Raw genomic sequence first — 25,033 nt, 5'->3', positions numbered from 1 at the left:
GGGCGCGGTGCGCCCGGGGCCTGCGGAGGGGTGAGCGGGCCGGTGTCAGTCGGCTAGCGGGGAGGGACCGAGGTCCTCGAGCAGCTCGGCCATCTTGCGGTAGGCCTTGTTGCGGTAGTCGATGAGGGCGGCGAGCTTCTCCGGCTCCAGCTCCAGGAACCCGGAGCCGGTCTTGGTGCCGTACTTGCCCTGCGCGACCAGGTCGAGCAGGTTCTGCGGCGCGGACATGCGCTCGCCGAAGTGGCCCTCCAGGACCGCGAAGCCCTTGGCGTACACGTCCAGGCCGGCCATGTCGGCGATGGCGAACGGCCCGAAGAAGGGCAGCCGGAAGCCGAAGGTGGTGGAGACGATCGTGTCGACGTCGGCGGGGGTGGCCACGCCCTCCTCCACGATCGTCATGGCCTCCTTCAGCAGCACGTACTGCAGGCGGTTGAGGACGAAGCCGGGCACGTCCTTGACCTGGGCGCCCTTGCGGCCGGCGCGGGTGAGCAGGTCGTCGATGAGCGGCAGCACGGCCGGGTCGGTCGCCTCGCCCACCACGAGCTCCACGCCCGGGATGAACGGCGCCGGGTTGGAGAAGTGCACCGTCAGGAACAGCGAGGCGTCCTCGAACGCCTCGGCGAGCACCTTCACCGGGATCGTGGAGGTGTTGGTGCCGATGATCGTGCCCGGGGCGACGGCCTTCTCGACGCGCGAGAGCACGTCCTTCTTCACGGCCGGGTCCTCGAAGACGGCCTCCTCGACGAAGTGGACGTCGGCGACGGCCTCCTCGATGGAGTCGGCCGGGTGGAAGCGCTGCTTCAGCACCTCGGTGCTGCCCGGGGCGAACAGGCCCTGCGCCTCGAAGAGCTCGGACTCCTTCAGCAGGCGCTCGTAGTTGCGCTGCGTGGACTCCTTGTCGGCGTCGGCCAGCCAGACGTCGTTGCCGGCCAGCGCCAGCGACTGGGCGATGCCGCCGCCCATGTAGCCGGTGCCGATCTGGGCGACGCGGGTGATCTTGTCGGTGCGGGGTGCGGTGGGCACGGGGTTCTCCGGTGGTCGGTGGTGGGTGGCCGCGGGGCCGGGCCGCCCCCCGCCCGGGGCGGGGTCAGGGGCGGTCGTCGGCCCGCGGGCCGGGGAGGTGGTCGGCGGTCCCGCGCAGCTCGGCGATCTCGTCGATCACCGCGCGGAAGTTGGCGACGTCGTGGGCGAAGCGGCCGAGGAACAGCCCGTCCACGCCGTCGGCGACCTGCGTGAACAGGCCCGGGCCCGCGCTGCCGCCGTACAGGATGCGGGTCAGCCCGCTGCGGTGGGCCAGGGCCTCGCGCAGGCGGGTGGTGACGCCGACGACGTGCTCGGGCGGGGCCGGCTCGGTCTGGCCGATGGCCCAGTTGGGCTCGTAGCCGATGGCGACCTCGGCGTCGGCGGGCACGTCCTCGAGGGCGGCCAGCACCTGCGAGATCGTGGTGCGGGCGGCGTCCTCGACGTCGATGCGCACGTTCTCGCCGATGCAGACCAGCGGCACGAGGCCGTTGCGGGCCGCGGCGGCCGCCTTGCGCGCGGTGACGATGTCGTCCTCGGCGAACATGCGCCGGCGCTCGGCGTGGCCGATCTCCACGAAGCGGACGCCCGCCTCGCGCAGCGCCGCGGGGGAGACCTCGCCCGTCAGCGCCCCGAAGTCCTCCCACGAGGCGTCCTGCGCGCCCACGGCCACGGGGGTCCCGCGCAGCAGGTCGGCAGCGGTCGTGATGTTGAGGAAGTCGGGGATGACGAACGCGTCCACCCCGCTCGCCGCGACGTCCGGGCCCAGGGCCGCGACGTCGGCGAGGTAGCTGCGCGTGCGGGCCAGCGAGAAGTACATCTTGAGGCTGACGCCGACGAGCGGGCGTGGACGGCTGGTCATGGTGCTGTGGTCTCCGGTGGTCTGGGTGGTGTCCGGTCGGGGCGACCGTACCGGCCGGGGGGTCAGCTCAGGGCGCTGGCGTCCGCGTCGGCGTCGCTCTCGTAGCCGCAGATCGCGTCGACCTTGGCGGCCGAGGCGCTGGCCGGGTCGAAGACGTAGCCCAGGAACTCCTTGGCCAGGCGCCGGGCCAGCTCCCTGCCGATCACGCGCTCGCCCAGGGTGAGGACCTGCGCGTCGTTGGAGAGCACCAGGCGCTCCACGGAGAAGGAGTCGTGGGCCACCGAGGCGCGGATGCCCTTGACCTTGTTCGCGGCGATGGCCACGCCCATGCCGGTGCCGCACACGAAGATGCCGCGGTCGGCCTCCCCGGCGGCGATCTTGCGGGCGCCGGCCACGGCCACGTGCGGGTAGGCGGTGTCCTCGTCGCCGTTGACGCCGACGTCGATGACCTCCTTCACGCGGGGGTCCTTCAGCAGGTCGGCCTTGATGGCCTCCTTGTAGGACAGGCCGGCCTCGTCGGCGGCCACGACGACGCGCCACTGCGGGGTCTGGGAGGTCTCGCTCACGGTGCTCTCCTCGGTTCTTCGGGTTCGGCGTCCACGGTGTTCAACACCGCGGGCGCCGTGGTGTTCCGCGCGGGCGCTCCCGGTGCGGGTGCGGCGCGGGTCCGGTGCGGGCCCGGCGCGGCTCAGGGCACGAGGGAGACCTTGACGGAGTTCACCGAGTCGGCGACCAGGTCCAGGCCCGCCTGGAACTCCTCCAGGGGGAGCTGGTGGGAGCAGATCTCGTCCATCGGCAGGCGGCCGGACCCGATCAGGCGCAGCGCCGCCGGCCAGGTGTTCTGGCCGAGGTGGGCGCCCAGGACGTTGAGCTCCTTGTCGTCGCTGATGATCGACCAGTCCACGCTCACCGGGTCCTTGAACACGCTGTACTCGACGAACGTGCCGAGCTTGCGCAGCAGGTTCAGGCCCTGCGGGACGGCGGAGGGGTGGCCGGTGCCCTCGAGGTAGACGTCGGCCCCGTAGCCGTCGGTGAGGTCCTTGACGGCCTGCACGACGTCCACCTCGGTGATGTTCAGCGCCACGTCCGCGCCGCACCTGCGCGCCAGCTCCAGCTTCTGCGGCAGCGCGTCCAGCGCGACGATGCGCTTGGGGGACTTCGCGGCCGCACCGGCGATCATCCCCAGGCCGATCGGGCCGCACCCGGCCACGACGACGGTGTCGTCGAAGCGGATGCCGGCGCGCTCCACCGCGTGCAGGGCGCACGAGAGCGGCTCGGCGTAGGCGACGTGCCAGGGCGGCAGGTCCGAGGGCGCCTTGTGGACCAGGGCCTGCACGGGCAGCACGAGGTACTCGGCCATCGCACCGGGGGTGCGGCGCTTGAAGCCGAACATGTCGTGCGGCTGGCACATGTGGTAGTCGCCGCGGTTGCAGTAGCGGCACTCCCAGCACGGGACGATCTGCTCGGCGACCACGCGGTCGCCCTCGACGACGCCCCAGCGCTGCGCGGCCTCCGCGTCGGCCTGGACGATGCGGCCGGTGAACTCGTGACCGGGGATGACCATGGTCTCGGTCCACGCGGGGCGGTTCTCGTCGCCCCAGAACTTCGCCGCGCCGTGGTAGCACTTCAGGTCCGAGGCGCAGATGCCCACGGCCTCGACCTTCAGCAGCGCCTCGCCGGGCCCGGGGACGGGCACCGGGACCTCCTCCAGGCGGTAGTCCTCGGGCCCGTGCACCACGACGGCCCTCATCGTGCTCGTCATGCCTGCTCCTTCGCAGCGCCTCCCGCCGGGCGGGGGCTGGTCGAGTGGGGCCGGCCGCGGGCCGACCGGGCGGCCGCGCTCCTCCGGGGCCACCGGGTGCGGGACCCGTGCGCCCGGCACCTGGCGGAACCGTACGGCGGTGCTGCACACTTGTCCAGCACAGGTGTTCACCACGTCCGGGACGGGTTCCGGGCAGGAGCGAGGGGGCGGTCACCGTGGTCCAGGACGCACCGGGCGGGTCGGGCGCGCCCGCCCCCGGCGGCGCCGGGCGCTTCCCGCTGCCCCTCGTGCACACCGCCGCGACCCTGTACTACCTGCAGGACGCCACCCAGGCGCAGGTCGCCGAACGCCTGGGCACCTCCCGCGCCACGGTGAGCCGGCTGCTGCGCGAGGCGCGCGAGCGGGGCCTGGTGCGCATCGAGGTGCTGCCGCTGCCCGCCGGGGACCCCGGCGACCTCGCCGGCCGCCTGGCCGCGGCGCTGGGGCTTGAGCGCGTCCTGCTCGCCGCGGCGAGCGCCCCGGCGCACGTCGCGGAGGCGGTCTCGCCGGTCCTGGCCGGCGCCCTGCGCGACGTGGGGCTGCACAGCGGCGACGTGCTGCTGGTCTCCTCCGGGCGCACCGTGTACGAGGTCTCCCGGCGGGAGCTGCCGCACCTGCCGGGCGTGGTGGTCGCGCCCATGGTCGGCGGCCAGGACGAGCCGGAGCCGTGGTACCAGACGAACGAGATCACGCGCCGGGTCGCCGCCGGCATCGGCGGCACGCCCCGCTTCCTGCACGCCCCCGCCTTCCCCGAGCGCGGGCTGCGCGACAGCCTGGTCGCCGACCCGTCGTTCCGGCGCTTCGCGCGGCTGTGGGAGGGCGCGCGCTGCGCCGTCATGGGCGTCGGCGCCCCGCCGCTGCAGCGCGACTCCCTCCCCGGGTTCGTGCCCACCGGCGAGGCGCCGCTGCGCGGGGCGGTGGGCGACGTGGTCAGCCGCTTCTACGACGCCTCCGGCCGCGAGGTCGCCTACGAGGGCGCGGACCGCCTCGTCGCGGTGCCGCTGGACGTGCTGCGCGCCGTGCCCGCGCGCATCGCGGTCGCCCACGGCGCGGTCAAGGTGCCGAGCATCGTGGCCGGCGCCCGCGGCGGCTGCTTCAACCAGCTGGTGATCGACACGACGACGGCGACGCAGGTGCTCGCCGCCCTGGAGGAGGAACCGTGAGCAGCACCCCCGACCCCTTCGCGCTCGCCGGGCGGCGCGCCCTGGTGACCGGCGCGTCGCAGGGCATCGGCACCGACCTGGTGCACGCGCTCGCCGCGGCGGGCGCCGACGTGGTCCTCAGCGGCCGGCGGCCCGCCCCGCTGGAGGAGCTCGCCCAGGAGGTGCAGCGCCGGCACGGGGTGCGCACCGCGGTGGTCCCGGCCGACCTGGCCAGCGCCGAGGAGACCGAGCGGCTGGCCGAGCGGGCGCTGGTGCCGTTCGCGGGCCTGGACGTGCTGGTGAGCAACGCGGGCGTCTCCCACCCGCAGGCCGCCGTCGACGTGGACGCCGCGACGTGGGACCTGACGATGGCGGTGAACCTGCGCGCCCCCGCCCTGCTGGGTGCGCGGGTGGGCCGGGCGATGGCCGCCGCCGGGCGCGGCAGCGTCGTCAACGTCTCCTCGCTGGCCGGTTCCCTGGCGCTGGCCGAGCACTACGCGTACTCCTCCAGCAAGGCCGCGCTCGTCATGGCCACCAAGGTGCTGGCCCTGGAGCTGGGCCCGGCGGGGGTGCGCGCGAACTGCGTCAGCCCCACCGTCGTCATGACCGACATGGGCCGGCGGGTGTGGGGCGGGCACAAGGGCGAGCCGATGCTGGCGCGCATCCCGGCGGGCCGCTTCGTGGAACCCGCCGAGGTCGGCGCCGCCGTGGTCTTCCTCGCCTCCGACGCCGCCGCGATGGTCAACGGCGTGGACCTGAAGGTCGACGGCGGCTTCTCCGTGGCCTGAACCGGGCGGCCCGGACCGGGCGGGCGGCCGGCGCGGTCCCCCGCACCGGCCGCTCCCCCGTCCGCCCCCCGGCCGCCACCCGTCAGTACCGGAAGCGGCCCACCAGGGTGCTCAGCTCCGCGGCGACGGCGTCCAGCTCGCCGGCGGCGCGCTCGGACTCGGCCACCGACTCCTGGGTGGCGCGGGCCACGGTGGCCACCGCGCCGATGTTGGCGGCGATCTGCTCCGAACCGCCGGCGGCGTCGGCGATGCCGCGGCTCATCTCCACCGTGGTGGCCGTCTGCTCCTCCACCGCCGCCGCGATCGTCGTCTGGTACTGGTCGATCTGCCCGATGACCTCGGTGACGGCGCTGATGGCGTCGGCCGCGCCGCGGGTGTCGGCCTGGATGGCCTGCACCCGCGCGGAGATGCTCTCCGTGGCGCGGGCGGTCTCCTGGGCGAGGTCCTTGACCTCGGAGGCGACGACCGCGAAGCCCTTGCCCGCCTCGCCGGCGCGGGCGGCCTCGATGGTGGCGTTCAGCGCCAGCAGGTTCGTCTGCTCCGCGATGGAGGTGATGACCTTGACGACCTCGCCGATCTCGCGGCTGGACTCGCCCAGGCGCTGCACGGTGCCGGTGGTGGCGCTCATGGCCTGCACGGCCTGACCGGCCACGGCGGCGGCCTCGCTGGTGTTGCGGGCGATCTCCTGGATGGCCGAGCCCATCTCCGCGGAGCCGTCGGCCACGCCCTGCACGTTGCGCGAGACCTCGCCCGCCGCGCCGGAGACGACGTCGGCCTGGGCGGCGGACTCCACCGCGCCGGCGGAGATGCGCCGGGACAGCTCGCCGATGCGGCGGCTGGTGCCGGTCAGGCCGGTGGCGCTGCGCTCGAAGGCGCCCATGACCTCGCCGACGGAGGACAGCGCGGCGTTCAGCGAGCGGCTCATGCGGCACAGCTCGTCGTCGGTGGTGGGGTCCAGCCGGCCCGTCAGGTCGCCGCGCTCGGCGGCGGCGAGCACCTCGGCGGCCCGGTCGATGCGGGTGGTGAGGTTGCGGGTGGTGCGCCAGGCGACGACGAGGGCCAGGACGGCGGCCAGCGCGCACACGACGAGCATGGTGCGCAGGAACCCGGCGCTGACGGCGCGCGCCTCGGTGCTCTCGACGCCGTTCTTCGCCTCCTCCATGTCGATGAGGACGTTGATCGCGGCCAGCCAGTCCACGAACGCGGGGGCGGCCTGCTCGGCCACCAGCCGGCGGGCGGCGTCGCCGTCGCCGGAGCGCTGCAGCTGCACGACCTGCTCGATGAGCGGCAGGGTGCGCTGCTGGACGGCCTCGACGTCGGCCAGCGCGGCGCGCTCGGCGTCGTCGACCGAGGCGGGGTCGTCGAAGATCTGCGCCATCTTCACCGCGGACTCGTCGTACGCGGCCGTCAGCTCCTCGATGGTGGCGACCTGCTCGTCCACCCCGGCCGCGTCGGTGGCCAGCACGACGTCGCGCACGGCGATGGCGCGGTCGTGCACGCTGCCCCGGAAGTTGATCGCGTAGCGCTGCTTGACGCTGTTGAGGTCGTTGATGGTCGTCAGGCGCTGGTCGATCTGCTGCACGCGCGAGACGCCGAACGCGGTGAGGCCGACCATGAGCAGGACGATGAGCGTGAAGCCGGCGCCGATGCGGCGCCCGATGGTGACGCGAGGCACGGGGACTCCTCCGGGGGGGCGGGACGTGACGTTCCTCTCATCGGCAGCCCGCGGCGCACCTGAAGGGGTGCCGGCGCCGCGGCGTCGCCCGCTGCGCGCGCGAGGTGGTCCACTGGTCCCGAAGCCCCCGGGCGCCGCCCGGGCCGTCGCCGTCGCAGGAGGTCCAGGTGTCGTCCGACCAGCGCGTCCAGCTCCCGCCGCCGGGGGCGCCGCAGGAGGTGCCGCAGGGGGCGGGGCACGCCTCCCCGGGGCTGCTGTCGGGGCTGCCGGTGGTGCGCTGCGAGCTGTACGAGCCGCAGTCCCCGCCCCGGCACGTGCAGGACCCGGCGGCGGCCCTGGAGGCGGCCCGCGCCGCCGGCGGCTTCCTGTGGATCGGCCTGCACGGCACGGACGCGGACCACGTGGCGCGGCTGCAGCGGATCTTCGACCTGCCCGCGCTGGCCGTCGAGGACGCCGTCAACGCCCACCAGCGCCCGAAGTTCGAGCGGTACCCGGGGATGACGTTCGCCGTGCTCAAGCCGGTGCGCTACGTCGACCACGAGGAGGTCGTCGACGTCAGCGAGGTCGCGGTCTTCCTCGGGGAGCACTTCGTCATCACGGTGCGCCACGGGGAGTCGCGCGTGGTCGCGGACGTGCGCGCCGAGGTGGACGCCGCAGGTGCGGAGCGCCCGGTGCGACCCGGCCACGTGCTGTACCGCCTCCTCGACAGCGTCGTGGACGGCTACACCGAGGTGGTGCAGGCCATCGCCGTGGACGTGGAGGAGATCGAGGAGAAGGTCTTCAGCAGCACCGAGGAGGACCACGCCGAGCGCATCTACAAGCTCAAGCGGGAGGTGCTGGAGTTCCGGCGGGCCGTCTCCCCCCTCATCGCGCCGGTGCAGCGGCTCGCCGAGGGCGGTCCCGGCGGGGAGGACGACCGCCACCGCTACCGCGACGTGCTGGACCACCTGCTGCGCGCCGCCGACGCCATCGACGGCTACGACCGCCTGCTCACCGACATCCTGCAGGCGCACCTGACCCAGGTCGGGGTGCGCCAGAGCCGGGTCACCGCCCAGCAGAACGAGGACATGCGCCGGATCTCGGCGTGGGCGGCGATCGCGCTGGTGCCCACGGCGATCGCCGGGATCTACGGCATGAACTTCGACAACATGCCCGAGCTGCACACCCGGTACGGCTACTTCGCGGTGCTCGCCGTGATCCTCGGCGCGTGCACGACGCTGTACCTGACGCTGCGGGCCAAGAAGTGGCTGTGAGCGCCCGGCCCTGAACCGCGCGGACGGGCCGGGCGGGCAGGTGGGCCGGGCGGGGCGGGCGCTCCTCAGCCGCGGCTGCGCCGCTCCACCGCGGAGAGCAGGTGCTGCAGGTCCGCGGTCGCCGCGTGCAGGCGCCGGTAGGCGGGGTACAGCTCGGCGTACACCCCGCCGGCGCGCCCGTCGGGCTCGGTGCGCGTGCCCACGGAGTTCCAGGTGGCGCCGGCCCCCAGCGCGCCGAGCGCGACGGCGGCGAGCTTGGCGTCGCCGTAGGAGGCGCCGATGCGCTCGGCGGGCAGCTCCTGGGCGCGGCCGGTGACGTCGCTGACGATCTGCGGCCACAGCCGCGAGGCGGTGCCGCCGCCGACGGCGACCAGGCGGCGCACCCGCGCGCCGGCGGACTCGATGGCCTCGAGGTTGTGCCGGACGCTGAAGGCGGTGGCCTCCAGCAGCGCGCGGTGCACCTCGCCGCGGGTGGTGCGCAGCGTCAGCCCGAGCAGGGCGCCGCGGGCGTCGGCGTCGGCGAAGGGGGTGCGCTCGCCCGCGAAGTACGGCAGGGCCAGCAGGCCGTTGGCCCCCGGCGGCGCGGCGGCGGCCTCGGCGACGAGGTCGTCGACGTCGGGCCGGCCGCTCGCCTCGCGCCACCACTCCGCGGCGGCGCCGGTGGCGGCGGTGCCGGCCGCCAGGGTGGACTGGCCCGGCCGCACGCCGGCGGTGCCCCACAGCGCCGGGTGCGAGCGCGGGCCGTCGGTGACGGCGACGAAGAACGTCGTCGTGCCGTACATGACCATCACGTCGCCGGGCTCGCCGACGTCGACGCTCTCGGCCTCGGCCCACGCGTCGATCGTCCCGGCGGCCACCGGCGTGCCGGCCGGGATGCCGGTGAGCTCGGCGGCCCGCGCGGTGACGGCGCCCACCCGCTCGGAGGGCCACACCAGCCGCGGCGCCGGCAGGCCGGGCGCGACCTCCTCCCAGCGCTCCTCGATCCAGGCGGCGGCGTGCCGGTCGTACAGCGGGGTGGTCTGGCTGGCGGAGTGGTGGTCCAGGACGTGCTCGCCGGTCAGGCGGAACACCAGGTAGGAGTTCGCCATGAAGAAGCGCCGGGCCCGGGCGAACACCTCGGGGCGGTGCCGGCGCAGCCACAGCAGCTTGGCCCCGGCCGCCTGGGAGGACATGCGCGAGCCGCAGCGGCGCAGCAGGTCCTCGGTGCCGTAGCGCTCCTCCAGCTCGGCGGCCTCGGGCAGCGCGCGGGTGTCGACGCCGTAGAGGACCGCGGGGTGCAGCGGGGTCCCGGCGGCGTCGGCGAGCAGGGCGGTGGGGCCGATGCCGCTGGCGCACACCGCCACGACCCGCCCGGCCGCCGGGTCGTCGCGGTCGGCGGCGCGGGCGGTCAGCTCGCGGGCGATCGCGGTGAAGTCGCCCCACCACACCGCCTCGGCGTCGTGCTCGACCCACCCCGGGCGCGGCTGGTCGGTGCGGTGCGGGCGCGCGGCGCGGGCCACGACCCGCCCGTCGAGGGTGACGAGCACCCCCTTGCTGCTGCCCGTGCCGACGTCCACGCCCAGCAGCAGCTCCGTCGTCCCCTGCACCCTCGGGCCTCCTCGCGCGCGTCCGGGGCGGCATCCTCGCACCCGCCGCCGCGCACCGCCCCGGCCCCGGTCCCGGTGCCGGGGCCGGTTCCGGTTCCGGCAGGTCTCAGCCCGGGGTGGCCTCCCCGCCCGCCGGGTCGGCGGTGACGGTGAAGCCGTCGCGCTCGGTGGTGCGCAGGACCGCGCAGCCGCGCGCGGGCACCACCAGCCCGTCCGCCGCCGCGGCGCCGGTGAGCAGGTCCACGCCCGGGCCCTGCACCCGCACCGCCGCGCGCGAGTGGTTCAGCACGAACAGGTGGTCGACGCCGGCGCCGCGCCGGCGCACCGCCTCCACCAGCGGCGGGCAGCCCTCCACGACCCGGCGGGCACCGGCCTGCTCGCACAGCCCGGCCACCCACGTCCGCAGCGAGGGCCCGTCCAGGAAGGTGGAGACGTAGTGCGCCGCCCCGCGCCCCACCGCGTGGCGGGTGATCGCCGGCCCGCCGGCGACGCCCTCCCCGGCGCCCTCCCCGGCGCCCTCGTCGACGCCCTCGTCGAGCCCGGCGTAGCGGGCCAGGACCTCGGCGCCCTCGCTGGACAGGTGCTCGCTCCAGGTGAGGCCGGTCAGCGGCCGCTCCGGCCCGGTCGAGCCGTCCGGCTCACCCGGCCCGGTCAGCTCCACGCGCTCGGCGGGGTCCAGCGGGTGCAGCTCCTCCACCCGCACGCCCAGCAGGTCGCGCAGCCGGCCGGGGTACCCGCCGGGCACCACGTGCAGGTGCTCGTCGGCGTAGCCGGTGAACGGCCACACGGCCAGGTGCCCGCCGCCCTCGACGAACCGGCGCATCCCGGCCACGGCCGCGTCCGTCACCGGGAACAGGCTGGGCACCAGCACCAGCCGGTAGCGCGACAGGTCCGCCTCGGGCGCGACGAAGTCGACGGCGAAGCCCTCCTGCCACAGCACCCGGTGCGCACCGCGCACGGCGGCGGAGTAGTCCAGGTCGTCGCTGGGCAGCTGGGGGGTCTCGGTGGCCCACCAGCCCTCCGCGTGCCAGACGATCGCCACGTCCGCCTCGACGAGCGGGCCGTCCTGCGGCGCGGCGGCGACCTCGGCGAGCGACTCCAGCACCCGGCCCAGCCGCTCGAAGCCGCGGAAGGAGCGCGAGCCGGCCCCGGCGTGCGGGACGATCCCGCCGTGCCAGGCCTCCGAGCCGGCGGCGGGGGCGCGCCACTGGAAGAACAGCGAGCCCTGCGAGCCGCGCGCGACGTAGGACAGCGAGTTGCGCAGCACCCGGTCCGGTTCCTTGTGCGCGCGCCGGCCGGCGACCGTGGAGCTGATCGTGCTCTGCTCCATGAGCAGCCAGGGGCCGCCGCCGGACCAGGAGCGCACCAGGTCCGCGCCGTAGGCGGCGTGCGCCTCGCCGTCGGGGCCGACGGTGTCGAGGTAGTGGTCCAGGGAGAGCACGTCCAGCTCCGGCGCCCAGCTCCACTGCTCCAGGTGGTTCCAGCTCGGCAGCATGAAGTTCGTCGTCACCGGCGCGCTCGAGCCCGTCGCGCGGATCGCGTCCCGCTGCTCGCGGTAGGCGTCGAGCATCTCGTCGGAGCTGAACCGGCGGAAGTCCAGCGCGTGCGCGGGGTTGGCCAGGTACTGCGTGCGGCGCGGGGGCAGCACGTCCTCCCAGGAGGTGTAGTGCTGGGACCAGAACGCGGTGTACCAGGCGCGGTTGAGCTCCTCCAGCGTGGAGTAGCGGCGCTGCAGCCACCGCCGGAACGCCGCCGCGGCGTGCTCGCCGAAGTCCAGCGAGCCGTACTCGTTGTGCACGTGCCAGGCCAGCAGGGCGGGGTGGTCGCCGTAGCGCTCGGCCAGGCGCTGCGCGATCGCGCGGCTGGCGGAGCGGTACGCCGGGGCGCTGACGGCGTAGGTGTCGCGGCTGCCGTGGACCAGGCGGACCCCGTCCGGGCCGACCGGCATCGCGTCGGGGTGGCGGCGGGTGAACCACGGCGGCGGGGAGGCGGTGGGGGTGGCCAGCACCACGCCCACGCCGCCGTCGTGCAGTGTCTGCACGACGCGGTCCAGCCAGCCGAAGTCGTACACGCCCTCCTCGGGCTCCAGCAGCGCCCAGGAGAAGACGCCGACCGTGGCGGCGTTCACCCCGGCCTGGCGCATGAGGACGACGTCCTCCTTCCACACGTCCTCGCCCCACTGCTCGGGGTTGTAGTCGCCCCCGAAGAGCAGCCGTCCGGCGGGCAGCCCGCGACCGGGTGCGTGCGTCATCCCTTCAACCCTCCACTGATGAGGTCCAGCCGCCAGAACCGCTGCAGGAAGAGCACCAGCGCGATGAGCGGCACGATGGACACGGCGGCGCCGACGATGGCCAGCGAGTACAGCGCGGGCTCGCCGGAACCCTTGGACAGCAGGCTGTACAGCCCCACGGTCAGGGGGTACCGGTGCTCGTCGGACAGCATGACGAAGGGCAGCAGGAAGTTGTTCCAGATGCCCACGAACTGCAGCATGAAGACGGTGACCATGCCGGGCACGAGCATCGGCACGGCGACCGAGGTGAACGTGCGCCACTCCCCGGCCCCGTCGATGCGGGCCGCCTCCACGACCTCCTCGGGCACCGCGCCCGCGGCGTACACGCGCGAGAGGTAGATGCCGAACGGGGAGATGATCGAGGGCAGCAGCACCGACCAGCGGCTGCCGACCAGGCCGAGCTCGGACATGATGAGGTACTGCGGGATCGCCAGGGTGATGCCGGGCAGCAGCACCCCGCCGAGCACCGCGTAGAAGATCGCGTCGCGGCCGGGGAAGCGGAACTTCGCCAGCGCGTAGCCGGACATCGTCGAGACCAGCGTGGACAGCACCGCGCCGACGCCGGCGTAGAGCAGGCTGTTGGCGCACCAGCTCAGGAACTGCCCGTCGCCGTAGGCGAAGAGGTCGGAGAGGTTCTCCAGCAGCCCGGTGCCGGGGGCGAACGTGAAGGTGGAGAACAGCTCGCCGCGCGACTTCGTGGAGGCCACGAGCACCCACGCCACCGGCACCAGGCAGTACAGCGCGCCCAGCAGGAGCACCGCGGTGGGCAGGACCTTCGCCCGGCGCGCCGGCCGGGGCGCGGCGGCGCCGGTGCCGGCGGCGCGGGTGGCCGCCGCGGCGGTGGCGGCGCTCACGACTCGTTCCCGAACGCGCGGCGCTGCGCCACGCGCAGCAGGACGACGGAGACCACCAGGGTGCCGACGGCGAGCAGCACGGAGGCGGCCGAGGCCAGCGGCAGGTCGTCGCGGGTGAACGCGTCGCGGTAGATGGTCATCAGCGGCACCCAGGTCTGCGTGATGGAGGTGGTCATGGGCGCCAGGGTCGTCGGCTCGCCGTAGACCTGCAGGGTGCCGACGAGAGCGAACAGGCCGGTGAGCACCAGCGCGGGTGCGACGAGGGGGACCTTCACGCGCAGGGCGATCTGCAGCTCGGAGGCGCCGTCCAGGCGCGCGGCCTCCTGCACCTCCGCGGGGATCGAGCGCAGCGACGTGTAGATGATGATCATGTTGAAGCCGACGCCGCCCCAGACCGCGATGTTGGCCACGGACCCGAACAGCGCGGTCCCCGACAGGAACGGCACCGCCCCCAGGCCCAGCGCCTCGGTGACGTGGCTGACCGGGCTGGTCGTGGGCAGGTACAGGAACCCCCACAGCAGCGAGGCGATGACGCCGGGCACCGCGTACGGGATGAAGATGGCCGTGCGGGAGAACCGCTTGGCCGTCGTGGTCGTGGCGTCCAGCAGCAGCGCGAACAGCAGCGCCAGGCCCAGCGTGAGCGGAACGGCGATGAGGCCGTAGACGGCCAGGCGGGCGAAACCGCCGAGGAAGTCCGCGCTGGTGAGCGCGGCGGCGTAGTTCTCCAGGCCGACGAAGACCTCCTCGCGCCGGCCGAAGGGGCCCCCGCCGCTGACGCGCAGGCCGCGCAGGCTCAGGTGCACGGCGTAGCCGATGGGCACGAGCAGGAACACCGCGAACAGCACCACGCCCGGTGCCAGGAACAGGTAGGGGGCGATCGGGACGCGCCCGCGGCGCCGCGCCCGCCCGGGCGCGCCGGGCGCCGGGCGGGCGGGGCGGACGGTGCCGGTGGCGCTCATCAGCCGGCGCTGACCGTGAAGCCGGACTTCTCCATGTCCGCCACGACCGCCTCCTGGACGGTGGCCAGGGCGTCGGTGAAGGAGGTCCCGTCCGTCACGGCGGCGTTGAAGGCGTCCTGGAAGGCGCTGCTGGCGACGTTGACGTTGGGGCCCCAGCTCACCTCGGGCACGGTGTCCGAGGCGATGCGCTGGGCGACCTGCCAGTAGTCCGCCTGCTGCGGGGACTGCACCGGCGGGGCGCTGGAGAGGGTGAGCTCCTGGCCGACGAGGGAGGCCGGGTACTGCCCCGCCTCGATCTGCGCGGCGGAGCCCTCCTGCGAGGTGTTGATCCACTCGGCGAACTCCGCGGCCTCCTCGGGGTGCTCGGAGGAGGTGGTGACGACGACGGCGGAACCGCCCTGGAAGGACACCGCGGTGCTGCCGGCCTCCCACTGCGGGATCGGGGCCAGGGCCCACTGCCCGGCCTGCTCCGGCACCACGCCGTTGACCACGCCGTTGGCCCACAGCGCCGCCGGCCAGGACAGGACCTCCCCGGCGGCCAGGCGGGCGTTCCACTCCGGGGTCAGCAGCGGCTGGGCGTCGACCACGCCGCGGTCGACGAGGTCCTCCCAGTACTGCGCGACCCGGCGGGAGGGCTCGTCGTCGATGCTGACGGTCCAGGCGTCGCCGTCGACGGTCCACCACTGCGCGCCGTTCTGCTGCGCCATGGCGGCGAACCCGCCGAACTCCGCCGGCGCGAACGTCGTCAGCGTGGCGGCGGGGTCCTCCTGCTTGACCTGCTCGGCGACGGCGGCGAACTCGGCCCAGGTGGTGGGCACCGGGACGCCCAGCTCGGCGAACCGGGCCTGGTTGTAGACCAGCGCCTGCGGGCCCACGTCCTGCGGCACGCCGTAGACGGCGCCGTCGAACTCGACCTGGCTCCACACGCCGGGGTTGAACAGCTCCTCCGCGTCGGCGGTGTGCTCGCTGATGTCGGCGGCGACCCCGCCGACGATCATCGCGGGCAGGGTGTCGTACTGGACGACGGCCACGTCGGGGGCGTTCTCGGCGCGGGTGGCGGTGAGCAGCTTGGCGCTGGAGTCGGTGGACCCGCCGGCGTCGGTCTTGCGCACCTGCACGTCGGGGTGGGCGGCGTTCCAGGCCTCGACCATGCCGTCCTGGGCGGTGCCCCAGGCCCAGTACTCCAGGGTGATCGGGCCGTCGGCGGCGGCCGCGCCGTCGTCCGCGGCGTCCGAGGAGCAGGCGCCCAGCGACAGCGCCAGCGCCGCGGCCGCGGCGCCCGCGAGGGTCCTGACGTGCATCTCGTCTCCTTCGACGTGGGTGTCCGGGCGGTCGGTGCGCGGTGGTGAAGCGCTTCGACGCGATGTGTCGAAAGCTTCGACTCACGCCGGGTCCGCTGTCAAGGACCGGGCGCGGGGTCCGCCGTCGAGGACCGGGCGCGGGGTCCGCGATGATGCCGTCGACGGCGCCGCGCGCGCGGCCGCGGGAGGAGCGGGGATGGCGACCATCACGGACGTCGCACGGGCGGCCGGGGTCTCGGCGAGCACGGTGTCCTACGTGCTCAGCGGCAAGCGGGCGATCTCCCCCGCCACGCGGGCGCGCGTGCTGGACGCGGTGGACCGGCTCGGCTACCGCCCGCACGCCGGAGCCCGCGCCCTGGCCTCCAGCCGCGCGCACGTCATCGGCCTGGTCGCCCCGCTGCACGAGGACGCCGACGTGGGCATCGTCATGGAGTTCGTGCGCTCGGTCACCACCACGGCCCGCCGCCACGACGACGACGTGCTGCTGCTGACCTCCGAGGACCCCGGCGCCCTGGAGCGGGTCACCGCCGCCTCCCTCGTGGACGGCCTCGTCGTCATGGACATCGAGGTCGAGGACCCCCGCACCGCGCTGCTGGCCCGGCTGGGGCGGCCCTCGGTGCTCATCGGCCTGCCCCGCGACGCCCGCGGGCTGTCCTGCGTGGACTTCGACTTCGCCCGCGCCGCGCGCAGCGCCGTGCACCACCTGGCCCGGCTGGGCCACCGCCGCGTCGGCCTGGTCAGCGCCAGCGCCTCCTCCGTGCACCGCGCCGGGTACGTGGACCGGCTGCGCTCCGGCTTCCTCGAGGCCGCCGGCGCCGCGGGCGTCGAGGTCGCCACCGAGCCGTGCGACCCGGCCCCGGCCTCCGCGCGCGCCTGCCTGGCCGCCCTGCGCGCCGCGCTGCCGGGGCTGACCGCGCTGGTCGTGCACCACGAGGCCGCCCTGCCGCACCTGCTGGACGCCCTGGCCGCCGAGGGCACGCGCCTGCCCGAGGACCTCTCGCTGGTCGCGGTGGGCGCCGCCGACCCGGGCGGGCGGGCGCTGCGCCCCGTCGACGCGATCGAGGTGCCCGTGGCCGAGGTGGGCCGCGTGGCCGTCGAGATGCTCGCCGAGCGCACCGCCGGCAGCACCACCTCGGAGGTGCGGCTGCTCTCGGCCCCGCTCGTCGAGCGCGGCACCACCGCCCCGCCGCCCCGGGCCGGTCAGCACCCGCCGTCGGGGGACCGGCACGCGCGGTGAGGGCCGGGCCCGCCCGGGTGAGGGCGCCGTCCACCCGGGTGACCCCGGTTCACCACCGGTGAAGGAAGTGTGGTGAGGTAACCGGCGGCCTGCGCAGCCGTGGGCCGCTCCCGAACCACCACGAGGACGTCGCTGTGCGCACCGCTGCCGATCTCCGGCTCGACATGGGGGCCGTCGACTACGGCCTGCTCCTGTTCTACTTCGCCGTCGTCCTGGGCATCGGGCTCATCGCCCGCCGCCAGGTCCGCACCAGCCTGGACTTCCTGCTCTCCGGGCGCTCCATGCCCGCCTGGATGACCGGCCTGGCGTTCGTCTCCGCCAACCTCGGCGCCACCGAGATCCTCGGCATGGCCGCCAACGGCGCCCAGTACGGCATCGCGACCATGCACTACTACTGGATCGGCGCCGTGCCGGCCATGGTGTTCCTGGGCCTGGTGATGATGCCGTTCTACTACGGCGCCAAGGTCCGCAGCGTGCCGGAGTACATGCGCCGCCGCTTCGGCCCCGGCGCCCACGTCGCCAACGCGATCGCCTTCTCCGTCTCCAGCCTGCTCATCGCCGGCATCAACCTGTACGCGATGTCGCTGGTCATCGAGGCGCTGCTCGGCTGGCCGTCCTGGTTCGCCGTGCTGGTCTCGGCCGTGTTCGTCCTGGCCTACATCACCCTCGGCGGCCTCTCCAGCGCCATCTACACCGAGGTCCTGCAGTTCTTCGTCATCGTCGCCGGCCTGGTGCCGCTGACCGTCGTGGGCCTGAAGGCCGTCGGCGGCTGGGACGGGCTGAAGGAGAGGGTCAGCGCCGGCGTCGGCGAGGGCCACCTGCACACCTGGGCCGGCACCGGCATCGGGCAGGTCACCAACCCCATCGGCGCCGACTGGCTGGGCCTGGTCCTGGGCCTGGGCTTCGTCGTCAGCTTCGGCTACTGGACGACCAACTTCGCCGAGGTGCAGCGCGCCCTGTCCGCGCGCAACATGTCCGCCGCCCGGCGCACCCCGCTGATCGCGGCCTTCCCCAAGCTGTTCATCCCGTTCATCATCATCGTCCCGGGCATGATCGCCGTCGTCACCGTGCAGGGCCTGGGCTCCGCCGGCGGGCCCACCTACAACGACGCGATCCCCGCCCTGATCAACGAGTACCTGCCCTCCGGCGTCCTCGGCGTCGCCGTCACCGGCCTGCTCGCCGCGTTCATGGCCGGCATGGCCGCCAACGTCTCCAGCTTCAACACGGTCTTCACCTACGACCTGTGGCAGGACTACGTGAAGCCGGGCATGCCCGACACCTACTACCTCAAGGTCGGCCGGGCCGTCACCGTCGTGGGCGTCCTCGTCGGCGTCGCCACCGCGTTCATCGCCGCCGGGTTCAGCAACATCATGAACTACATGCAGGCGCTGTTCTCGTTCTTCAACGCGCCCGTCTTCGCGGTCTTCCTGCTCGGCCTGCTCTTCAAGCGCATCACCCCCGCGGCGGGGCTGTGGTCCTACCTCGTCGGGCTCGCCGTCCCGGTCACGATCTACGTGCTCTACACCGCGGACGTCCTGAGCTTCAACTCCGACCTGGCCGAGACCATGTGGGGCTCGATCTGGAGCTTCGTGTCCGTGGTGGTGGTCGCCGTGCTCGTCTCGACGTTCACCCGCCCCAAGCCGGAGCGCGAGCTGAGCGGCCTCGTGCAGGGCGTGGGCACCATCGACCTCAGCGGCGACCACGTCGTCGGCGACACCGCCTGGTACCGCTCCCCCGCCCTGCTCGGCGCGGTCGCGCTCGTGCTGTGCGTCGTGCTGTACCTGCCGTTCCTGTGACCCGCACCGCCGTGACCCGCACCGCTGCGACCCGCAGCCCCTGGACCCCCGCCGAGGAGGCGTCGTGAGCGAGGACCTGTCGAGCCTGAGCGAGGCCGACCGCCGCGCGGTGCGCTTCGCGCGCCGCTTCGACCTGCGCAACATCATCGGGACGGTGTTCGTCGTCTACGGCGCCGTCCTGCTCGTCCTGGGCGCCCTCAACGGCGAGCAGGACCGCGCGCAGGCCGCCGGCATCAGCATCAACCTGTGGACCGGGGCGCCCATGCTCCTCGTGGGCGCGCTGTTCTTCCTGTGGGCGCGGCGCTCCCCGCGCCCCGTGGCCGAGCTGGTGCCCGAGCGCGAGGAGGGCGCCGGCCCGCGCTGAGCCGGCGGAGCCGGACCGGGCCGCCGGGGTCACCCGGACGGCCCAGTCCGGCTCCAGCGCGCCCCCCGCGGCGCCGATGCCGTGCACGACGGGGGCGACGGGCACCCCGCGCGGCAGCGGGGGGACGGCGGTGGAGCACCTGATGGCGGTGGCGTTCTGCGTCTCCGCCCTCCTCAACGCCCTCACCGCCCGCATCGCCTGGCGGCGCCGGCGCAGCACCCCGGCCGCCACCGCGCTCGCCGGCGTCTGCGGGGCCCTGGCCCTGTGGTCCGCCGGCAACGCCCCGGTGCACCTGGGGCTGCCGGCGGGCATGGCCCGCACCGCCACCTACGTCACCTTCGTCGGCGTCCTGGGGTGCGTGGTGAGCATGCACCTGCTGGCGCGCACGATCGTCGACCCGCACCACCGGCCCGGCCGCCGCCGGGTCCTGGGCCTGGTCGTGCCGCCGGTGCTCGTGCTCACCGCCGTGGCCACCGACCCCTGGCACCACCTGTTCTTCACCAGCAGCGGCTACGTCGGGGACCCGCCGCACTTCTCGGTGGTCTACGGGCCGCTGTTCTGGGTCCACACCGCCTGGTGCTACGGGCTGCTGGCCACCGCCGGCGGCCACCTCGCGCGCGCCTGGTGGCGCGCCAGCGCCGTGGTGCGCGACCAGATCACCAGCGTCCTCGTGGCCGCCGCGGTGCCCGTGGTCGGCAACGTCGTCAACATCAGCAACCCGCAGCTCGCCGCCGGGCAGGACATCACCCCGCTGTGCTTCACCGTCACCGCGCTGGTGGCCGCCCACGCGGTGCTGCGCCGCGGGCTGCTGCGCGTGGTGCCCGTCGCGCGCGAGGCGGTGCTGGACACCGTCACCGACGCCGTGGTCGTCGTGGACGCCGGCGGCACCGTCGTCGACGTCAACCCCGCCGGCCTGCGGATGCTGCGCGCGGCGCGCCCGGACGTGCCCGAGCCCGTCGGCCTGCCCGGCAGCACCTTCCTCAGCGAGCGGGCGCTGGGCGAGCTGCCCGGCCAGCACACCCGCTACGCGCTGGAGTACGTGCCCGGCCTGCACCTGGACGTCACCGTCACCGCCATCGCCGACGGCCGGGGGCGCTGCCTGGGCCGCGTCGTCGTCGCCCGCGACATCACCGAGGTCGTCGAGACCCGCCGCCACCTGGAGGACCAGCTCGCCCTCGTGGAGCGGCTGCGCGCCCAGCTCCAGGAGCAGTCCGTGCGCGACCCGCTCACCGGCCTGCACAACCGCCGCCTGCTCGACGAGGCGCTGCCGGCCGCGCTGGCCGCGGCGCGCGCCGGCGGGGACGCCGTGGGGGTGCTGGTCGTGGACGTCGACCGGTTCAAGGCCGTCAACGACACGCACGGGCACGCCGCCGGCGACGAGGTGCTCGTCGAGGTCGCGCACGCGCTGGCCGCCGGGGCGCGCGCGCACGACGTCGTCGCCCGCTCCGGCGGCGAGGAGTTCGTCCTCGTGCTGCCCGGCGCGGACGCCGCCGCCACGCGCGAGCGCGCCGAGGCGCTGCGCGCGGCCTGCGCCCGCCTGGACGTCGCCGTGGGCGACGGCGCGCGCGTGCGCCCCACCGTCTCGATCGGCACCGCCGTGCACCGCGCCGACGGCGAGGACGCCGCCGGCCTGCTGGCCGCCGCCGACCGGGCCCTCTACGCGGCGAAGGCCGCCGGCCGCGACCGGGTGGTCGCGGCCGGCGGCCTGCCCGCGCGGGGCGTGCCCGCGCAGGGCGCGCCCGCCCGCTGAGCGGGGCGCCTCAGCGCGCGGCGCGCTCGGGCCGCCACACCACCAGCGCGGTGGAGCGCGCCGGCGAGGGCGGGCGCTTGCCCACCGGGGTGGCCACGATGTCGCCGGCCACGCCGGCGGCGAAGATGCGCCGGGCCTGCTGGCGGACCAGGTCCACCTCGGCCTGCAGCTCCTCGATGCGCCGGCCCATGGCGGTCACCTGGTTCTCCAGCTCCAGGATCCGCTTGATGCCGGCGAGGTTCACGCCGTCCTCCTGCGAGAGGCGCTGCACCTCGCGCAGCTGCGCGATGTCGCGGGCGGAGTAGCGCCGACCGCGCCCGCGCGCCCGGCTCGGCGAGACGAGGCCGAGCCGGTCGTACTGCCGCAGCGTCTGCGGGTGCATCCCCGCCAGCTCCGCGGCGACGGAGATGACGAACACCGCCGCGTCGTCGTCGTAGTCGTACACGCCCTGCCCCCTCCCGTCGTCCGGTCGTCGTGGTGGTGGTGCTCGCGGGGGCCGCCCCGGTCGCCCGGGACGGCCCCCGCGGGAGCGCCGCCGCTAGCCGCGCGCCCGCTCGGCCAGGCCCGCGCGCGGGTCCTCCCCGGCGGTCGCCCGCGCGAAGGCCTCCACGGCCTCGCGCACCGCGCCGTCCACGCGCTGCGGCACCACGACCTCGACGGCGACCAGCAGGTCACCGGCCTCGTCGCCGGCGCGCGAGCGCTTCACGCCGCGGCCCTTCAGCCGCAGCGTGCGGCCCGAGGGCGTGCCAGGGGCCACCTTCACGCGCACGGAGGAGCCGTCCAGGGTCGGCACCTCCACCGTCGCGCCGAGCACCGCCTCGTCGAACGAGACCGGCAGCGTCATGCGCAGGTCGTCGCCCTCGCGCTTGAACACCGGGTGCGGCTCGACGTGCACGGTGACGAGCAGGTCCCCGGCGGTGCCGCCGGGACCGGGCATGCCCTTGCCGCGCAGCCGCACCTTCTGGCCGTCGCGCACGCCCTGGGGCAGGCGGGCGTTGACGGTGCGCACCGGGCCGCCGCGCGGGTCGGGGACCCGCAGCGACACCGTGGCGCCCTCCAGCGCGGCGCGGAACCCCACGCGCGCCGACGCCTCGAGGTCCTGCCCGCGCGCCGGCGGCGGCGGGCCGCCGAACGGCCCGCCGAACGGGTTGCCGCCCGCCCCGCCGGGGGCGCCGGCACCGCCCTGGCCGAACAGGCCGCCGAGCAGGTCCTCGAACCCGGCCCCGCCGCCGGCGCCGCCGGCACCGCCGGCGGAGAACCGGGCGCCGCCGCCGACCATGGCGCGCACGCCGTCGTACTGGCGGCGCTGCTCGGGGTCGGACAGCACCGCGTACGCCTCGCCGACCTCCTTGAACCGCTGCTCGGCGGCCGGGTCGTCCGGGTTGGCGTCCGGGTGCAGGGTGCGGGCCTTCTTGCGGTAGGCCTTCTTGACCTCCGCGGCGTCGGCGTCGTGGGGGACGCCGAGCACGGCGTAGAAGTCCTTCTCCGCCCAGTCCTGCATGCTCACCGGCGTCCCCCCCTCTCCGTGTCCTCGATCGTGGTCACTCCCGCCGGGGTCATCCCTGCGGGTCGGCCACCGCGACGCGCGCCGGCCGCAGCACCCGCTCGCCGAAGCGGTAGCCCGGCTGCAGCACCTGCACGCACGTGGCCACCTCGTACTCGTCCGAGTGGCTGTGCATGAGCGCCTCGTGCACCGCGGGGTCGAACGGCTCGCCGTTCTCGCCGTAGCGCTCCAGGCCGAAGCGGCCCAGCGTGGCCTCCAGCTTCTCGGCGATGGCCGCGAACGGGCCGGTCAGGTCGCCGTGCTGGCGGGCCAGGTGCACGTCGTCCAGCACCGGCAGCAGCGCCTCGGCGACGCTGCCCAGCGCCGCGTTCCTCGCCACGTCCCGGTCGCGGTCGACCCGCTTGCGGTAGTTCACGTACTCGGCGTTCAGCCGCTGCAGCTCCTCGAGCCGCTCGGCGGCCAGCGCCTGCGCGGCCTCCAGGGCCGCGTCGGCGGCGCCGTCGTCCGGGCCGCCGACGGTCGGGGCGGCCGGGGCGCCGCCCGCGGCGGGCGCCGGCTGCTCCGGCGCCGCGCCGCGGGGCTGACCCGTCTCCGGGTCGATGCGGCGCCGGTCGCGGACGACCGGCTCCTGCGGGGTCTCGGTCTCCTCCGACATCACTTGTCCTTCTCGTCGTCGACGACCTCGGCGTCCACGACGTCGTCGTCGGCGGGCTTGGTGAAGTCCGGGCCGGCGGAGGCGCCGGCGTCGCCGGCGGCGGAGGCGTCGCCCTGGGACTGCGCGTACATCGCCGAGCCCAGCTTCTGGCTGGCCTGCGCGACGGCGTCGGTCTTGGCCTTGATCTCGGCCGCGTCCGTGCCGTTGAGGGCGGTCTTCAGCTCCGCGACGGCCTTCTCGGTCTCCTCGCGGCCCTCGGCGGGCAGCTTGTCCGCGTTGTCGGCGAGGAACTTCTCCGTCTGGTAGACGAGGCTCTCGGCCTGGTTGCGGGCCTCGGCCTCCTCGCGGCGCTGCTTGTCCTCGTTGGCGTGCGCCTCGGCGTCCTTGACCATCCGCTCGATGTCCTCCTTCGACAGCGCGCTGCCGCCGGAGATGGTCATCGACTGCTCCTTGCCGGTGCCGCGGTCCTTGGCCGAGACGTGGACGATGCCGTTGGCGTCGATGTCGAAGGTGACCTCGACCTGCGGCACGCCGCGCGGGGCGGGCGCGATGCCGGTGAGCTCGAAGGTGCCCAGCGGCTTGTTGTCGCGGGCCAGCTCGCGCTCGCCCTGGAACACCTGGATGAGCACGGAGGGCTGGTTGTCGTCGGCGGTGGTGAACACCTCCGAGCGCTTGGTCGGGATCGCCGTGTTGCGCTCGATGAGCTTGGTCATGATTCCGCCCTTGGTCTCGATGCCCAGGGACAGCGGGGTGACGTCGATGAGCAGGACGTCCTTGCGCTCGCCCTTGAGGACGCCGGCCTGCAGGGCCGCGCCGATGGCGACGACCTCGTCGGGGTTCACGCCCTTGTTGGGCTCGCGGCCGCCGGTCAGCTCCTTGACGACGTTCGTCACGGCGGGCATGCGGGTGGAACCGCCCACGAGCACGACGTGGTCGATGTCGGCGAGCTTGACGTCGGCGTCGCGGATGACGGCGTGGAACGGGGCCTTGGTGCGGTCCAGCAGGTCCTGCGTCATCTGCTCGAACTGCGCGCGGGTGAGCTGCTCGTCCAGGTGGACGGGGCCGTTCTCCGTCATCGACAGGTACTGCAGGGAGATGCCGGTGCTGGTCGCGGTCGACAGCTCCTTCTTGGCCTGCTCGGCGGACTCGCGCAGGCGCTGCATCGCGATCTTGTCCTTGGACAGGTCGATGCCGTAGCTGCCCTGCACCTTCTTGAGCAGGTGGTCGACGATGCGCTGGTCCCAGTCGTCGCCGCCGAGGTGGTTGTCGCCGGAGGTGGCGCGCACCTGGATGGTGGAGAAGCCGTCCTCGTCCTTGCCGACCTCCAGGAGGGACACGTCGAACGTGCCGCCGCCGAGGTCGAAGACGAGGATGAGCTCGTCCTCCTTGCCCTTGTCCAGGCCGTAGGCGAGCGCGGCCGCGGTGGGCTCGTTGATGATGCGCAGGACGTTCAGGCCCGCGATCTCGCCGGCCTCCTTGGTCGCCTGGCGCTGGGCGTCGGAGAAGTACGCCGGCACGGTGATGACGGCGTCGGTGACGGCCTCGCCGAGGTAGGACTCGGCGTCGCGCTTGAGCTTCTGCAGCACGCGCGCGCTGATCTCCTGCGGGGTGTACTTCTTGTCGTCGATGGCGACGTTCCAGTCGGTGCCGACGTGCCGCTTGACGGAGCGGATCGTCCGGTCGACGTTGGTGACGGCCTGGCGCTTGGCGATCTCGCCGACGAGCACCTCGCCGTTCTTGGCGAACGCCACGACGGACGGGGTCGTGCGTCCGCCCTCGGCGTTGGCGATGACCGTCGGCTCGCCGCCCTCCAGGACGGAGACGACGGAGTTGGTGGTACCGAGGTCGATGCCGACCGCACGTGCCATGGTGAGGGTCCCCCTTGTGAACGATTGAGCCTTCCTCGCTCAAGTCTGCGCACCGCCGCGGATCTGTCAACCCGGGGAGTGCTCGACTTGAGCCCACCCGGCTCAACGACGTGGGGGCCGGCGGTGTTCCCCGTGTCCGCGACCGCCCCGGGAGTGGGCTAAGGTCTACGACGCCAGCAGGACCGGCCCAGGGCCGGCACCGGTGGGCGTGCGGACGTAGCGCAGTTGGTAGCGCATCACCTTGCCAAGGTGAGGGTCGCGGGTTCGAGTCCCGTCGTCCGCTCAGCGGTCAGCGCGAAGGCCCCGGGTCCACCGACCCGGGGCCTTC

The 25,033-nt window shown here is 74.7% G+C and carries 21 protein-coding genes and 1 tRNA gene; 8 read left to right on the top strand and 14 right to left on the bottom strand.

All coding sequences use genetic code 11. The features are described from left to right. Window positions 1-45 precede the first annotated feature (45 nt). From ACRYR7_RS14075 to ACRYR7_RS14060, 4 genes are all read right to left on the bottom strand, one after another. Window positions 46-1,023 carry a 3-hydroxyacyl-CoA dehydrogenase family protein gene (locus ACRYR7_RS14075; RefSeq protein WP_432572733.1) on the bottom strand — a complete coding sequence of 326 codons (978 nt, stop codon included), beginning with the start codon at window positions 1,021-1,023 and terminating at the stop codon, window positions 46-48. 64 nt (window positions 1,024-1,087) lie between these two features. Then, window positions 1,088-1,882 (bottom strand): triose-phosphate isomerase family protein, encoded by a 795-nt coding sequence (locus ACRYR7_RS14070; RefSeq protein WP_432572732.1) that lies wholly within the window; start codon window positions 1,880-1,882, stop codon window positions 1,088-1,090. A gap of 62 nt (window positions 1,883-1,944) precedes the next feature. Further along, complete coding sequence (locus ACRYR7_RS14065; protein WP_432572731.1) at window positions 1,945-2,448, bottom strand: ribose-5-phosphate isomerase; 504 nt, start codon at window positions 2,446-2,448, stop codon at window positions 1,945-1,947. A gap of 122 nt (window positions 2,449-2,570) precedes the next feature. Then, the gene (locus tag ACRYR7_RS14060; protein WP_432572730.1) at window positions 2,571-3,644 is read right to left on the bottom strand and encodes a zinc-binding dehydrogenase; all 1,074 of its coding nucleotides are present in this window, start codon (window positions 3,642-3,644) and stop codon (window positions 2,571-2,573) included. A 215-nt stretch (window positions 3,645-3,859) separates the two neighbouring features. Here ACRYR7_RS14060 and ACRYR7_RS14055 point away from each other — a divergent pair, with 215 nt between their 5' ends. Both ACRYR7_RS14055 and ACRYR7_RS14050 read left to right on the top strand, forming a co-directional pair. Continuing rightward, window positions 3,860-4,846, top strand: coding sequence for a sugar-binding transcriptional regulator (locus tag ACRYR7_RS14055; protein WP_432572729.1), 987 nt, complete (start codon window positions 3,860-3,862; stop codon window positions 4,844-4,846). Continuing rightward, window positions 4,843-5,613, top strand: coding sequence for an SDR family NAD(P)-dependent oxidoreductase (locus ACRYR7_RS14050; RefSeq protein WP_432572728.1), 771 nt, complete (start codon window positions 4,843-4,845; stop codon window positions 5,611-5,613). The genes ACRYR7_RS14055 and ACRYR7_RS14050 overlap by 4 nt, the downstream gene beginning before the upstream one ends. 82 nt (window positions 5,614-5,695) lie before the next feature. Here the strand turns inward: ACRYR7_RS14050 and ACRYR7_RS14045 are convergent, their stop codons facing one another. Next, window positions 5,696-7,288, bottom strand: a complete 1,593-nt coding sequence (locus ACRYR7_RS14045) for a methyl-accepting chemotaxis protein (RefSeq protein WP_432572727.1) — start codon at window positions 7,286-7,288, stop codon at window positions 5,696-5,698. A 167-nt stretch (window positions 7,289-7,455) separates the two neighbouring features. Here ACRYR7_RS14045 and ACRYR7_RS14040 point away from each other — a divergent pair, with 167 nt between their 5' ends. Further along, window positions 7,456-8,541, top strand: coding sequence for a magnesium and cobalt transport protein CorA (locus ACRYR7_RS14040; RefSeq protein ID WP_432572726.1), 1,086 nt, complete (start codon window positions 7,456-7,458; stop codon window positions 8,539-8,541). 65 nt (window positions 8,542-8,606) lie between these two features. On the opposite strand, the gene ACRYR7_RS14035 is transcribed toward ACRYR7_RS14040, so the two are convergent. From ACRYR7_RS14035 to ACRYR7_RS14015, 5 genes are all read right to left on the bottom strand, one after another. After that, window positions 8,607-10,127, bottom strand: coding sequence for an FGGY-family carbohydrate kinase (locus tag ACRYR7_RS14035; protein WP_432572725.1), 1,521 nt, complete (start codon window positions 10,125-10,127; stop codon window positions 8,607-8,609). A gap of 106 nt (window positions 10,128-10,233) precedes the next feature. Beyond that, a complete protein-coding gene (locus tag ACRYR7_RS14030) occupies window positions 10,234-12,378 on the bottom strand; it encodes a beta-galactosidase (protein WP_432572724.1) in 2,145 nt (714 codons plus the stop codon). Next, window positions 12,375-13,271 carry a carbohydrate ABC transporter permease gene (locus ACRYR7_RS14025; RefSeq protein WP_432572723.1) on the bottom strand — a complete coding sequence of 299 codons (897 nt, stop codon included), beginning with the start codon at window positions 13,269-13,271 and terminating at the stop codon, window positions 12,375-12,377. Before ACRYR7_RS14025 ends, ACRYR7_RS14030 begins: the two co-directional genes overlap by 4 nt. After that, on the bottom strand, window positions 13,268-14,230 hold the full coding sequence (locus tag ACRYR7_RS14020) for a carbohydrate ABC transporter permease (RefSeq protein ID WP_432572722.1): 963 nt from the start codon (window positions 14,228-14,230) through the stop codon (window positions 13,268-13,270). The genes ACRYR7_RS14025 and ACRYR7_RS14020 overlap by 4 nt, the downstream gene beginning before the upstream one ends. Next, window positions 14,230-15,531 carry an extracellular solute-binding protein gene (locus tag ACRYR7_RS14015; protein ID WP_432572721.1) on the bottom strand — a complete coding sequence of 434 codons (1,302 nt, stop codon included), beginning with the start codon at window positions 15,529-15,531 and terminating at the stop codon, window positions 14,230-14,232. The genes ACRYR7_RS14020 and ACRYR7_RS14015 overlap by 1 nt, the downstream gene beginning before the upstream one ends. 196 nt (window positions 15,532-15,727) lie before the next feature. On the opposite strand from ACRYR7_RS14015, the gene ACRYR7_RS14010 reads away from it, so the two are divergent. The 4 genes from ACRYR7_RS14010 to ACRYR7_RS13995 all read left to right on the top strand — a co-directional run bounded on the left by ACRYR7_RS14010 (window position 15,728) and on the right by ACRYR7_RS13995 (window position 20,678). Continuing rightward, the gene (locus ACRYR7_RS14010; protein ID WP_432572720.1) at window positions 15,728-16,768 is read left to right on the top strand and encodes a LacI family DNA-binding transcriptional regulator; all 1,041 of its coding nucleotides are present in this window, start codon (window positions 15,728-15,730) and stop codon (window positions 16,766-16,768) included. Window positions 16,769-16,932: 164 nt separating this feature from the next. Continuing rightward, on the top strand, window positions 16,933-18,564 hold the full coding sequence (locus tag ACRYR7_RS14005) for a sodium:solute symporter family protein (protein WP_432572735.1): 1,632 nt from the start codon (window positions 16,933-16,935) through the stop codon (window positions 18,562-18,564). A 64-nt stretch (window positions 18,565-18,628) separates the two neighbouring features. Further along, entirely contained in the window at window positions 18,629-18,928 is a 300-nt protein-coding gene (locus tag ACRYR7_RS14000; RefSeq protein ID WP_432572719.1) for a hypothetical protein, read from the top strand. Between the two features lie 130 nt (window positions 18,929-19,058). Beyond that, window positions 19,059-20,678 carry a histidine kinase N-terminal 7TM domain-containing diguanylate cyclase gene (locus tag ACRYR7_RS13995; protein WP_432572718.1) on the top strand — a complete coding sequence of 540 codons (1,620 nt, stop codon included), beginning with the start codon at window positions 19,059-19,061 and terminating at the stop codon, window positions 20,676-20,678. Window positions 20,679-20,688: 10 nt separating this feature from the next. On the opposite strand, the gene ACRYR7_RS13990 is transcribed toward ACRYR7_RS13995, so the two are convergent. From ACRYR7_RS13990 to dnaK, 4 genes are all read right to left on the bottom strand, one after another. After that, window positions 20,689-21,060: a heat shock protein transcriptional repressor HspR gene (locus tag ACRYR7_RS13990; RefSeq protein WP_432572734.1), complete on the bottom strand. Its 372-nt coding sequence runs from the start codon at window positions 21,058-21,060 to the stop codon at window positions 20,689-20,691. Between the two features lie 156 nt (window positions 21,061-21,216). After that, entirely contained in the window at window positions 21,217-22,185 is a 969-nt protein-coding gene (locus ACRYR7_RS13985; RefSeq protein WP_432572717.1) for a DnaJ C-terminal domain-containing protein, read from the bottom strand. Window positions 22,186-22,234: 49 nt separating this feature from the next. Further along, entirely contained in the window at window positions 22,235-22,837 is a 603-nt protein-coding gene (grpE, locus tag ACRYR7_RS13980; RefSeq protein ID WP_432572716.1) for a nucleotide exchange factor GrpE, read from the bottom strand. Continuing rightward, the gene (gene dnaK, locus ACRYR7_RS13975) at window positions 22,837-24,705 is read right to left on the bottom strand and encodes a molecular chaperone DnaK (RefSeq protein WP_432572715.1); all 1,869 of its coding nucleotides are present in this window, start codon (window positions 24,703-24,705) and stop codon (window positions 22,837-22,839) included. The genes grpE and dnaK overlap by 1 nt, the downstream gene beginning before the upstream one ends. Window positions 24,706-24,915: 210 nt before the next feature. On the opposite strand from dnaK, the gene ACRYR7_RS13970 reads away from it, so the two are divergent. Continuing rightward, window positions 24,916-24,988 (top strand) — tRNA-Gly (locus tag ACRYR7_RS13970). Window positions 24,989-25,033 lie beyond the last annotated feature (45 nt).

Origin of the sequence: Kineococcus gurbantunggutensis (assembly GCF_050871925.1) — a bacterium.
Classification (GTDB): Bacteria; Actinomycetota; Actinomycetes; order Actinomycetales; family Kineococcaceae; genus Kineococcus.
This window is presented reverse-complemented; position numbering and strand designations above follow the sequence as displayed.